Origin of the sequence: uncultured Sphingomonas sp., from assembly GCF_913776855.1 — a bacterium.
Taxonomy (GTDB): Bacteria; Pseudomonadota; Alphaproteobacteria; order Sphingomonadales; family Sphingomonadaceae; genus Sphingomonas.
The window spans coordinates 13,607-25,956 of the sequence record NZ_CAJYQD010000043.1 but is presented as its reverse complement, the minus strand read 5'-3'; the positions used below and the strand labels follow the sequence as shown (position 1 = coordinate 25,956).

General features: G+C 68.2%; 11 protein-coding genes. 7 read left to right on the top strand and 4 right to left on the bottom strand.

Annotated elements, in window-relative coordinates; all coding sequences use genetic code 11:
* Positions 1-816, bottom strand: a complete 816-nt coding sequence (locus QZ755_RS13495) for an LD-carboxypeptidase (protein WP_294323805.1) — start codon at positions 814-816, stop codon at positions 1-3.
* Between the two features lie 48 nt (positions 817-864).
* Between QZ755_RS13495 and QZ755_RS13490 the strand changes: the two genes are divergently transcribed.
* From QZ755_RS13490 to QZ755_RS13480, 3 genes are all read left to right on the top strand, one after another.
* Complete coding sequence (locus QZ755_RS13490; protein WP_294323802.1) at positions 865-2,256, top strand: Mur ligase family protein; 1,392 nt, start codon at positions 865-867, stop codon at positions 2,254-2,256.
* A gap of 113 nt (positions 2,257-2,369) precedes the next feature.
* Positions 2,370-3,719, top strand: coding sequence for an MFS transporter (locus QZ755_RS13485; RefSeq protein ID WP_294323798.1), 1,350 nt, complete (start codon positions 2,370-2,372; stop codon positions 3,717-3,719).
* Positions 3,720-3,793: 74 nt separating this feature from the next.
* A complete protein-coding gene (locus QZ755_RS13480) occupies positions 3,794-4,129 on the top strand; it encodes a DUF3060 domain-containing protein (protein WP_294323795.1) in 336 nt (111 codons plus the stop codon).
* A gap of 58 nt (positions 4,130-4,187) precedes the next feature.
* Here QZ755_RS13480 and QZ755_RS13475 read toward each other — a convergent pair whose 3' ends face one another.
* From QZ755_RS13475 to QZ755_RS13465, 3 genes are all read right to left on the bottom strand, one after another.
* Positions 4,188-5,123 (bottom strand): ROK family protein, encoded by a 936-nt coding sequence (locus QZ755_RS13475; protein WP_294323792.1) that lies wholly within the window; start codon positions 5,121-5,123, stop codon positions 4,188-4,190.
* Positions 5,124-5,268: 145 nt separating this feature from the next.
* Positions 5,269-5,673 (bottom strand): nuclear transport factor 2 family protein, encoded by a 405-nt coding sequence (locus QZ755_RS13470; protein WP_294323790.1) that lies wholly within the window; start codon positions 5,671-5,673, stop codon positions 5,269-5,271.
* 228 nt (positions 5,674-5,901) lie between these two features.
* A complete protein-coding gene (locus QZ755_RS13465) occupies positions 5,902-7,098 on the bottom strand; it encodes an ROK family transcriptional regulator (protein ID WP_294323788.1) in 1,197 nt (398 codons plus the stop codon).
* A gap of 220 nt (positions 7,099-7,318) precedes the next feature.
* Here QZ755_RS13465 and QZ755_RS13460 point away from each other — a divergent pair, with 220 nt between their 5' ends.
* The 4 genes from QZ755_RS13460 (at position 7,319) to QZ755_RS13445 (ending at position 12,234) form a co-directional block, all read left to right on the top strand.
* Positions 7,319-9,199 carry a glycoside hydrolase family 3 protein gene (locus QZ755_RS13460; RefSeq protein WP_294323898.1) on the top strand — a complete coding sequence of 627 codons (1,881 nt, stop codon included), beginning with the start codon at positions 7,319-7,321 and terminating at the stop codon, positions 9,197-9,199.
* 42 nt (positions 9,200-9,241) lie between these two features.
* On the top strand, positions 9,242-9,826 hold the full coding sequence (locus QZ755_RS13455; protein WP_294323787.1) for a putative glycoside hydrolase: 585 nt from the start codon (positions 9,242-9,244) through the stop codon (positions 9,824-9,826).
* A 183-nt stretch (positions 9,827-10,009) separates the two neighbouring features.
* Complete coding sequence (locus tag QZ755_RS13450; protein ID WP_294323785.1) at positions 10,010-11,503, top strand: carboxylesterase family protein; 1,494 nt, start codon at positions 10,010-10,012, stop codon at positions 11,501-11,503.
* A complete protein-coding gene (locus tag QZ755_RS13445; protein ID WP_294323782.1) occupies positions 11,500-12,234 on the top strand; it encodes a GDSL-type esterase/lipase family protein in 735 nt (244 codons plus the stop codon). The genes QZ755_RS13450 and QZ755_RS13445 overlap by 4 nt, the downstream gene beginning before the upstream one ends.
* Positions 12,235-12,350: the final 116 nt, after the last annotated feature.

The window sequence follows — 12,350 nt, the reverse complement described above, 5'->3', positions numbered from 1 at the left end:
TCAAGCCACCCCGAACGGCACCACCATGTTATCGGCATAATGCCCGACATGCGCCCGCCCCAGATAGGGCACGCCCATCGCCTTCGCCCATTTCGCGGCGATCTGCTCTTCGGTTTCGCCAAAACCCGTATCGTCGGGATGGCGATCGGTCACCGCGCCCAGCCGGATACCGGCAATGCCCTTCAGCTGCGTCGCCTCGCTCAGCTGCCAGAACAGCCGGTCGATGCGGTACAGGTCCTCGCCGACTTCCTCGATGATCACGACATGGTCGGTCAGGTCGGGCAGCCACGGCGTGCCGATCAGCGCGCACAGGATCACCAGGTTGAACGCTACGGTCGGTCGCCCGTCCAGCTCGGGGGCCAGCATCGACCGGTCGTGGTTGACCAGCCAGGCGAGCGATCGCGCCGCGCTGTTGGTGCCGCCGGCCTTCCCCACCTGCGCCGCCATCGGCCCATGGATCGGCCGCCCGATCCGCCGGGCGTACAGCGCGCCGAGCATGAACCCCATGTCGGAAAAGCCGAGATAGCTCTTCGCCGCCGCTGCGCGATTGAGCTGCGGCATCACCATGTCGAGGATGCGGTTCGACCCGTATCCGCCGCGTGCGAACCAGATCGCGTCGAAGCCGGGGTCGTTGGCGAACTCCAGGAACGCCGCCGCGCGTTGTTCATCGGTCCCGGCGAAGTGCCCGACGTCGAGGAAGCACTGCGGATGCACCACCAGGTCGAGCGTCGGATAGGTCAGCGCGGCATAGCCCTGCGTCCGGGCCATCTGGTCCTCATCCACCCGCCGTGCCGGTGCCACGACTCCGATACGCATCACGCAACCCCGCTTGCCACTTCAGGCCAAGCTCGATAGCGCCGAGCGATGCTGTACGGCAAATCCTTCTTCCTCGTCGGGATCGGCGGGTCGGGCATGATGCCCCTCGCCATGATCCTTGCCGGGCGCGGCGCGACCGTCGCCGGCTCCGACCGTTCGCTGGATCAGGCGAGCCTGCCCGCCAAGTTCGATGCGCTGCGCACGCTCGGCATCGCGCTGTATCCGCAGGATGGCAGCGGCATCACGTCGGCGGACCAGATCGTTGTCGCCTCCGCCGCGATCGAACCGACCGTCGCCGACATCGTGGCCGCCGAACGGGTGGGGGCGAAGCGGATGGGTCGCGCCGAATTGCTCGCCGAGCTGTTCAACGCTGCAACGCTGTCGATCGGGGTGGCGGGGACCAGTGGCAAGTCGACCGTGACCGGGATGGTCGGCTTCATCCTCCACACGCTCGGCCGCGATCCGACGGTGATGAACGGCGCGGTGATGAAGGATTTCGCACGGCTCGACCGCCCCTTCGCCAGCGCGCTGGTGGGGCAGGGGGATGCGTTCGTCAGCGAGGTCGATGAAAGCGACGGGTCGATCGCCTTCTATCGCCCGGACGTCGCGGTGCTGAACAATGTCAGCCTCGACCATAAATCGCTCGACGAACTGCGTACGCTCTTCGGCGGATTTGCCGAACGGGCAGGGCGGGTGGTCGTCAATGTCGGCGATGCGGAGGCGGCGGCGCTGGCCGCGACGATCCCGGCGGACAAGCGGACGACCTTTGCGGTGGAGGGAGATGCGGACCTGACCGCCCGCGCGCTGGTCCTCGAACCCTTTGCCAGCCGGTTCGATCTGGTCGCGGACGGCGCGGTGCATCCGGTCCGCCTTGCCGTGCCCGGCCGCCACAATGTCGCCAACGCCCTTGCCGCGATCGGCGCGGTGGCCGCTACCGGCGTGGCCGTAGCCGACGCGGTGCGGGCCATCGCCGGCTTTTCCGGCCTCAAGCGCCGGTTTGAGCTGGTGGGGCAGGCGGGCGGCGTCGCCGTCATCGACGATTTCGGCCACAACCCGGACAAGATCGCCGCGACCATTGCGACGCTCCGCAGCGCGCCCGGCCGCCTGCTGCTGTTGTTCCAGCCGCATGGCTATGGCCCGTTGAAGGTGATGCGCCGCGAACTGGTGGCGATGTTCGCCGATCGGCTGGCTTTCGACGACCTGCTGGTTCTGCCCGACCCGGTATATCGCGGCGGCACGGTCACGCGCGAGGTGACCAGTGCCGACATCGTCGCCGATCTGGTGGCGCTGGGCGCGCTCGCACGGCACATCGCCGACCGGGCGGATGCGGCGGCGTATCTGGTGAAGCAGGCCCGGCCCGGCGATCGCATCGTCGTGATGGGCGCGCGCGACGACACGTTGTCGGAACTGGCGGCGCAGATGGTGGCGCGCCTGGGATGACGTCAGGCAATCCTTACCAATTCCTTGACATCGCCCGCCCGCTCGGCGACCGCACCGATATCGCAAGCAAATTGCCGAATTAGTCCGACAAGGACTGGCATGGGGAGGCCGCTTTGGCACAGACACGGGCGGGTTCCGCCACTACCGGGCTGGCATTCGCCGCCGTCACGACGCTGTTCTTCGCATGGGGCTTCATCACCTCGCTGATCGATCCGCTGGTCGCGGCGGTGAAGGGCATTTTCACCCTCAGCGATTTCGAGGCGCAGTTCGCCGCATCGGCGTTCTTCCTCGCCTATGGCCTGATCTCGATGCCCGCCGCGATCCTGCTCGGCCGGTTGAAGGCGGTGCCCTCGATCCTGTTCGCACTCATCACCATGGTCGTCGGCTGCCTGACGATGCTGGTCGCGGCGAACCTCGCCGTCTTCCCGATCGTGCTACTCGGCCTGTTCATCCTGGCTTCCGGCATCACCATCCTGCAGGTGGCGGCGAACCCGCTGGCCGCCGCGCTGGGCGATCCGAAGCTCAGCCATTTCCGCCTGACGCTCAGCCAGACGTTCAACTCGTTCGGCACGTTCCTGGGGCCGTTGCTTGGTGCCAGCCTGTTCCTCGAAGGGGTCGAGGTAAAGGACGGCACGGTGCTGACCGAGGCGGTCCGCGCCGGGGCGCTGGCCGGCATCGACCGCGCCTATTTCTGGATCGCCGGGCTGATCGCGGCGCTGGCGGTGTTCTTCTTCCTCAGCCGCAAGGTCGTGTCGGCCGCCGTGCCCGAAACGCCCGCGAACACGCCGTCGCCGGCCGCGCTGCTGCGCGATGCCTTCTCCTCGCGCTGGGCGGTGCTGGGTGCCGCCGCGATCTTCATCTATGTCGGCGCGGAAGTCGCGATCGGGACGCAGATGGCGCTGTTCCTGAACGGCGACACCGTGTGGGGCGCTTCGGACGCGGCGTTCGGTGTGCCGCTGCTGGGCCTCGCCATGGGCAGCGACGGGGTTCCCGGCGTATCGTTGCAGGAAGCGGGCAAGGCGGTCGCCTTCTACTGGCTGGGCGCGATGGTCGGCCGCGCGATCGGGTCGGTGCTGCTGTCGAAGGTGAAGGCGCACAAGCTGCTGGCGCTGTTCACCGGCATCGCGGTTGCCATGTGCCTGTACGTCGCGCTGGTCGGCGGGGTCGGTGCGGGCTTCGTGGCGCTCGGCATCGGGCTGTTCAACTCGATCATGTTCCCGGTCATCTTCACCCTGACCCTCGAACGCTCGAGTGCCAGCGAGGCGGCGACCTCCGGCCTGCTCTGCACCGCGATCTTCGGCGGGGCGGTCATTCCGCTGATCGTCGGGCTGGTGTCGGGCGCGGTCGGGCACGGCGCGGCGTTCGTCGTCCCGGCGCTCTGCTATGCCGCGCTGTGCGCCTTTGCCATCGCCGCCGGCCGCACCGCGCCGCGCAACGCTGCATCGGCGAAGAGCCTGCACTGATCGCACTGAACGGCCATGGCTTCCCTGCCCCGACGCGGTTAGGCTTGCCGCCTGACCGTCATGGGAGAGAGTTCATGGTCGTTCGCATTGCCCTGCTGTTTTCCGCCCTCGCGCTGCCGACCACGCTGCCGGCACAGGTTCGCCAGCAAGGCGCCGGTGCCACGCAGGAACTCGACTGCGACGGCGGGGTCGCGACCGTCGAAGGGGCCGGCAATACCATGCGGATCACCGGACGGTGCAGCGCGCTGGTGATCGAAGGGGCCGGCAACCGCGTGACCATCGACCTGGCGCCGCGCGCATCGGTCCGGATCGAAGGGGCCAGCAACACCGTGTTCTACCGCACCCCCGATGGCAGCAAGGCGCGCGTGAACATCGCAGGCGCTGGCAACCGGGTATCGTTCCGACGGTAGCATCTGGCCGCCTGGCGGCAAGCGTCGCCCCAGCCTCCGCCGGGACGACGCCTCGAAATCACGCCGCGACCTGCTCCGCCAGCGCGACCTGCGCCAGTGCGATCGATCCCATCGGCCCGGCCTGATCGCCAAGCGCAGGGGCGACGACATAGTCGCGCGCCGGCAGCGGCAGATAGCCGTTGATGCTGGCCCGCAGCGCCGGTTCGATCCGCGCCAGCAGGTGCGGCTGCTTGTTCATCACCCCGCCGCCGATCGCGATCCGCTTCGGTCCCGTCGTGCAGACCATCGCATGGCACATCGCGGTGATCGCCGACGCCACCCGGTCCCACACCGGATGATCCTCGGCGAGCGTCGAGACATGGACGTCGCCCAGCGCCGCCTTGATCCCCGTCCCCGATGCCAGCCCCTCGACGCAATCGTCGTGGAACGGGCAGCCGCTGGGCAGCGTGTCGGTCGGCAGCCGGGGGACCCGCAAATGGCCGATCTCCGCATGGCCGATGCCGCGCGTCGGCTTGCCGTTGACCAGCAGTCCGACGCCGACGCCGGTCCCGATCGTGACATAGGCGAAATCGTCGAGGCCCTGCGCACAGCCCCACAGCACCTCGGCATAGGCCGCGCCGTTGACGTCGGTGTCGAACGCGACCGGCGCGTCGAACGCCCGCGACAGCGGACCCGCGAGATCGGTCATCGGCCAGTCGGGCTTGGTCGTGGCCAGGATATGGCCCCAGGTCGGCGATGCCGGGTCCAGGTCGACCGGACCGAAGCTGGCGATGCCAAGCGCGGCAAAGCCTCCCGCATCCCACCACCGCTGCAGGATGGCGGCGATGGCGGGCAGGGTGACGGAGGGATGTTCGGTCGGCACGGTTTCCTGCGCCACGATGGCATCCGGTCCATGGGCCAGCGTGCAGACGCATTTCGTCCCACCCAGTTCGATCCCGACCAGCGGCAATGCTCCGTGCCTGCCCTGTGACGCCGGATCGAAAGCCATGTTCATCCCCCAAAACCTTTTTCGCTTGTGAATAGCCACGAGCGTCGCAGGATTTGGTGAAAAAGGCAAATTGAAATCCGAATTATGCCGCCGATCGGACGTGCGTTCAACGTGCGGGCGGGATCGGGGTATATTGCGCCGAAACCAGCCGTCATCCATCGCCTACCCGGCGAGCGACATAGCCGACGCGGATCGCCCGGACGGTACCGCCCGGCAGGGTCAGCTGTTTGCGCTCGGTCATCGATGCGAAGGTGCCGGTCACGCGGACGACGCGTTCGTCCTGACGCATCGGCGGCACCGGGTTGCGGTGGTCGGGGGTGTAGAAGCTTAGCACCGCCGCACGGGAATCGACCGTGCCGACCGGCGAAATCTCGACATACTCTTCGGCCAGCGTGGCGGCGAGGGCGGGGGGATCGAATGCCGCGCGCGCCGCGTCGAACCGATCGACCAGCGCCTCGACCGCCGCCGCCGGTTTCGGCGCGGCATCGGCCGGTGCGCCGCCGACCATCGTTGCGGCCGCGAGGATTCCGCCCAAAGTGCCGTCTCGTCCGATCATTTTCCCTCCCTTGTCGCTAATCGCGATTTAACCATCCCGTATGATAATGGCCGATCCAGCCCGGAGGCGACGCCATGCGCAACGATGCCCAGTCCCCCGATCCGATCGCGGCACCCCGCCCCTGTACGACAGGATGCGGCGCGCGGTTCGAACTTGCGCTGGTCGTCGCGTTCAGGGACGGGGCGATGCCGAACGCCCCGAATTCACCGCTGCCCCGCCGCTGATGGCTTAGCCGGCGTCCTCCGCCTTCCACAGCGCGGTGGCGCTGGGCAGCAGGAAATGGCTGAACGGCAGGATCGCCGCGCCGACCGCCGGGGCATCCTCGGCCAGCATCGCGCGCCGCACCGGGGCCAGTGCGGGCACGTTGCCCACCCGCTGCATCCGCGCGTTCAGCCGCTCGGCCAGCGTATCGACATGTTCGCCCGGCAGACGCCCGCCGACGAATACCGCCGCCGGATTGATCAGGCAGTTGATGGCGACCAGCGGCTCGACCAGCCGTTTGACCGACGCATCGATCCACGCATCCACCACCGCCAGCAATGCCGGGTCGTCGCTCCGCCCGCCCAGCATGTCGGCCAGCGTAAAGCCCGCATCGCGTAAGGGATGCGACAGCCCCGATAGCGACACGGTATGTTGGATCTGTGTCTGCCCGCCCTTGCCGTCGCTGCCCAGCAGGAAGCCCAGCTCGCCCGAACGTCCCTGCGCCCCGCGATAATAGCTGCCGTCCAGCACCAGCCCGCCGCCCAGCGCGGAGGAAATGAGAATGTAGAAGAAACTTGCCTGGTGCTGGCCATGGCCCAGCTGCAATTCGCCCATCGCGGCGGCGGCGGCGTCGTTCTCGACAAAGACCGGCAGGTCGATCGGCCGGGCGAACAGCGCGGCCATGTCGACCGCTTCCCACGCGGTATAGCGCTCCGGTCGGCCCGGCAGGTCGACCGTGCCCAGGTCGTCGGGGCGGGCGATCCCGATGCCCACGATCCGCTTCCGATCGATCCCGGCCTCGGCGATCAGGCCGTCGACCGCCGATCGATAGAAGGCCGCAACGTCGTCGGGCATCGCGAAATCGACTTCGCGGGTGGCGCGCGCCAGCGTCTGTCCGGCGAAATCGACCAGCACGATCGTCACATGGTCGCGGTCGATATTGACGCCGATCGCAAAGCAGGCGGCGGGGTTCACCACCAGCTTCGTCGGCGGTTGCCCGCGCCCGCCGCGCCGCTGTCCGGCCTCCAGCACCAGCCCTTCGCCCAGCAGCCGGCGGGTGATGTTGGCGATCGCCGGCGGGGTCAGCCCGGTGATATTGGCCAGGTCGATCCGCGTCAGCGATCCCGATACCCGGATCGCGTGCAACGTTACCCGCTGATTATGATCGGCCGCGCGTTCGAGGTTGGTTCCCGACAGGCGGATGGGTGCGCGCTCGGTCGTCACCGGCGGGCGGCCGCAAGGATGGGGGGCAACACGCAATCTCCCTGTACGGCGGTCGTGCCGCCGGTTTGTCGGACAACAGCGTGGACCAGCCGTCCGGGCGGTTCAATCCGAAATTCGCTATCGAAAAGATCGGTTTGGACGTTGACAACGCTGTCGGAATTGCCGAACGGAGCGGTAAGAGGATCGCGCGGAGCACGCGCGCGTCGGGGAGAGTGATGTGATGAAACCGGTTACGACGTTGCTGCTGGGGTCTGCCCTGCTATTGGGAGCGCTGCCAGTCGCAGCGCAGACGGTTCCCGCGCCGGCCCCCGCCGCCACCGCCCATCCCGAACTCTGGCCGCAGGCGAACTGGCCGTACAAGGCCGATCCGGCGATCGAGGCACGCATCGCCGACCTGCTCAAGCGGATGACGCTGGAGGAAAAGGTGGGGCAGGTCGTGCAGGGCGACATCGCCAGCCTGACGCCGGAGGATGTGAAGCGCTATCACCTCGGCTCGGTGCTGAACGGCGGTAACTCCGCGCCTAACAACGACGAATTCGCGCCCGCGTCCGAATGGCTGAAGCTCGCCGATCGCTTCTATGCCGCCTCGGTCGACAAGAGCGGCGGCGGCGTCGGCATTCCCGTCATCTGGGGCACCGATGCGGTCCATGGCCACAGCAATATCGTCGGTGCCACGCTGTTCCCGCACAATGTCGGATTGGGCGCGATGCACGACCCGGCCCTCATGCGAAAGATCGCGCAGGCGACGGCAGCGGAAATCCGCGCGACCGGCATCGAATGGACCTTCGCGCCGACCATCACCGTGCCGCAGGACCTGCGCTGGGGCCGCGCGTACGAAGGCTATTCGTCCGATCCGAAGCTGGTCGCCAGCTATGTCACGCAGTTCATCGAAGGGCTCCAGGGCGCACCCGGCTCGACCAACCAGTTGAAGGGTCCCTACGTCCTCGCCTCGACCAAGCATTTCCTGGCGGACGGCGGCACGTTCGGCGGGCAGGATCAGGGCGACGCGAAGATTTCCGAAACCCAGCTGCGCGACATTCACGGCACGCCCTATGTCTCGGCGATCAATGCCGGGGTGCAGACGGTCATGGCCAGCTTTTCGAGCTGGAACGGCGAAAAGATCACCGGGCACAAGGGCCTGCTGACCGATGTGCTGAAGAAGCGCATGGGCTTTGGCGGGTTCATCGTCAGCGACTGGAACGCGCATGGCCAGGTCGCGGGCTGCACCAACGCGTCGTGCCCGCGCGCGATCAATGCCGGGCTGGACATGTACATGGCGCCCGACAGCTGGAAGCCGATCTGGGAAAACCTCGTCCGCCAGGTGAAGTCGGGTGAAGTCCCGATGAGCCGACTGGACGATGCGGTGTCCAACATCCTGCGGGTAAAGCTGCGCGCCGGCCTGTTCGAGGCGGGCAAGCCGTCGTCGCGCCCGCTGTCGGGCAAGTTCGACCTGCTCGGCAGTCCCGAACACCGTGCCATCGCGCGCGAAGCGGTGGCCAAGTCGCTGGTGCTGCTCAAGAACAACGGCTCGCTGCTGCCGATCAGGGCCGGTGCGCGGGTGCTGGTCGCCGGCGACGGTGCGAACGACGTCGCGCGCCAGTCGGGCGGCTGGACGCTGACGTGGCAGGGGACGGGGATCGACCCGAAATATTTCCCCGGCGCGACCTCGATCTATCAGGGGCTGGAGGCAGCGGCGAAGGCGGCGGGCGGTTCGGCCATGCTGTCGGCCGATGGCAGCTTCACCGGGGCCAAGCCCGATGCGGCGATCGTCGTGTTCGGCGAAACGCCCTATGCCGAGTTCCAGGGCGACATCAAGACGCTGCAACTGCGGCCCGAACTACGCCAACCCATTGAAACCATGAAGAAGCTGAAGGCGCAGGGTATTCCCGTCGTCGCCGTCATGCTGACCGGTCGCCCGCTGTTCGTGAACGCCGCGATCAACGCCGCCGATGCCTTCGTCGTCGCATGGCTGCCCGGATCGGAAGGGGCGGGCGTCGCCGACGTGCTGCTGAAGGACCGCAGCGGCAAGGCGAAGCGCGACTTCACCGGCACGCTCTCCTTCGCCTGGCCGGCGACCGCCGACGCCACCGGGCCGACCTAGTTCCCGCGCGGCTATGGCCTGACCGGCGCCAGCCGGACGACCGTGCCGACCCTGTCCGAGGACCCCAAGGTCGCCGAGGTCGATGCCGGCGACGTGTTCATGGACAAGGGCCTGCCCGCGACCGCATGGTCGCTGGAGGTCGGCGGTGCCGGTACCGGCGGCAACACCCGCATCACTACGGTGCCCGCCCAGTCCGGCGCGGGCCGGGTAAAGGTCACCGCGACCGATCACGGCGTACAGGAAGGCGCGCGGCGCTTCGTCATCGATGGCACCGGCCCGGCGCAGATCCTGCTCAGCACCCAGTCGCCGGTCGACCTGACCCGCCAGACCAATGGCGACGTCCTGCTGACCGCGACGATGCGCGTCGACGCCGCCCCGACCAGGCCGGTCGCGCTGTCGCTGCGCAGCGGTCCGGGGGGCGGGCAGGTTTCGCTCGGCCGGATGGAGCAGTTGGGTACCGGCCAGTGGAAGACGCTGGGCGTGCCGCTCAAATGCTTCGGCGGCAATGTGAACATGGCGAAGGTCGACACGCCCTTCGTCCTCGCCACCGACGGCGCGCTGACGGTCAGCGTGGCGCGGGTGGCGCTCGGCACCACGGCGGACGTGAAGCTGACCTGCGCGAAGTAAAAAGCTCCTCCCCGGCACGGGGAGGGGGACCATGCGCAGCATGGTGGAGGGGCGCATCCGCATACGACCCGGTTGCATTGCGGGGCGAACCCCCTCCACCATCGCCTTCGGCAACGGTCCCCCTCCCCGTGCCGGGGAGGATTTGCTACCCGGACCCGCACGGCAACACACAGGGGCACGGCGATGAAGGCAATCTGGGCATCTCTACTCCTCGCCACGGCAACCCCCGCCACCGCACAGGAAACCCCCGCCGCCCCGACGCCGCCGCGCGTCTCCGTCTCCGGCGGCATCGTCGAGGGCAGGGCGGAGGCCGATCGCATCCTCTTCCGCGGCATTCCCTTCGCCGCACCTCCGCTGGGCGCCAACCGCTGGCGCGAACCGCAGCCGGTGGTCGAATGGACCGGCATCCGCACCACCACCGCCCGTGCGCCCGCCTGTCTCCAGAACGACTATGGCTGGAACCGCGCCGACCATGTGTTCGCCAGCGAGGATTGCCTGACGCTCGACGTCGGCACGCCCGCCTTGACCGGCAAGCGCCCAGTGATCGTGTGGATCCACGGCGGCAGCAACCGTGCGGGATCGGCGGGCGACATGGCGCTGTCGTCGATCGGCAAGCGCGGGGTGGTCGTGGTCGCGGTCCAGTATCGGCTCGGCATCTTCGGCTTCCTGCCGCACCGTGCGCTGGCGGCGGAGGCCGATGGCAAGAGCGGCAATTACGGCCTGATGGACCAGATCGCGGCGCTGCGCTGGGTTCGCGACAATATCGCCAAGTTCGGTGGCGACCCCGATAATGTCACCATCGCCGGGGAAAGCGCCGGGTCGCAGGACGTGTCGCTGCTGCTCGCCTCGCCCTTGGCACGCGGGCTGTTCGCCAAGGCGACGATGGAATCGGGCACCCCCGGCTTCGGCCTGCCATGGCGTCCACTGAAGGAAGCGTTCCGCATCGGCGACCAGCTCGACGTGCTGCTCGGCAAGCGCGGCAGCGTGGCGCTGCGCACCGCATCGCCCGCCGCGCTGCTGGCGGCCGACCTGAAGCTGCACGATGCGAAGCTGACCGCCGACGATTATCTCTATCTGCGCACGACGATCGACGGCGCGGTGCTGCCCGACACGCCCGACCGGCTGTTCGTCACCGCGCCCAAACGTCCGGTTATCGTCGGCAGCAACCTGCTCGAACTCGACCTGCCCGGCGGGCGTCCGGCGCGCGACGGGTTCGTCGACCTGTCGTTCGGCAGCAATGTTGACGCGGCGCGGACCTATTACCGGCTCGACGATGCCGACCCGCTGCCACATCCGCGCCTGGGTACACGCGACCAGCAGATCGCGACCGACGCGACCTTCCGCTGCCCGGCGGGCACGCTGGCCAATCTGCTCGCCGCCCGCAACTGGCCGGTATGGCGCTATGAGTTCGATCTTGCCCGCGACGGCGGGGCGGGGCCGACGACCCATGCGGCCGAAATCGACTATATCTTCAACGACCGTCGCGCCGGGCCGGTGTGGATGCAGGATTACTGGGTCGCCTTTGCCACCACCGGCGATCCCAATGGCGACGGCCGCCCGGCCTGGACCCGCACGGCCAAGGGCAAGCCTGCCAATATCCTGTTCGACGCGCGCGGTGCCAGCCCGCGCGACGGCGACATCCGCCCCGAAATCTGCCGCCTGGAAGGATCGCTATGACCCCCGATCGTCGCCATTTCCTCGGTCTTGCCGCCGCGTCCGCCTTGCTTCCCGCCGCCGCTTGCGCCGCGCAGGAGGAAAGCTGGGAGGTAAAGCACCAGCGCCAGCTCGCGACCGACTGGCCGTGGCTCGGCCGCTATGCCGCCGACAATGCCGCGCTCGCTGCGTCGGGGGCGAAGACCGACATCGTGTTCATGGGTGATTCGATCACCGAAGGATGGCGCGGCAGCCGCCCCGACTTCTTCCGTCCCGGCCGCGTCGGACGCGGGATCAGCGGGCAGACGACACCGCAGATGGTGCTGCGCATGATGGCCGATGTCGTCGCCCACCGGCCGCGCTATGTTCACATCATGGCCGGCACCAACGACATCGCCGGCAATACCGGGCCGATGACGCCGGCACAGACCCACGACAACCTCGCGATGATGGTGATGATCGCGCGTCAGGCCGGCATCGGCGTGCTGCTCGCCAGCGTGCCCCCGGCGGACGGTTTCCCGTGGAAACCGGGCCTGCCCACCGTCGCCCCGATCCGCGCGATCAACGCCTGGGCGAAGGACTATGCGGCGAAGAACCGCATCACCTTCGTCGACTACACGCCGGCACTGGCGACGCCTGCGGGTGCGATGCGGCCGGGATTTGCCAATGACGGCGTGCATCCGACGCCGGCGGGCTATGCCGCGATGGAGCAGGTGCTGACCCCGATCCTGCGTGCGAAGGGATTGCCCGCCTGAAGCTGAACGGACCCGTCCAAGTCGCGACAATCCGACACAATTTTCTGCCCTTTGCGACAAACCCCTGCGACACGCGTTCGCCATTTTCACCTTCGACCCCGATGGTTCGACAAAGG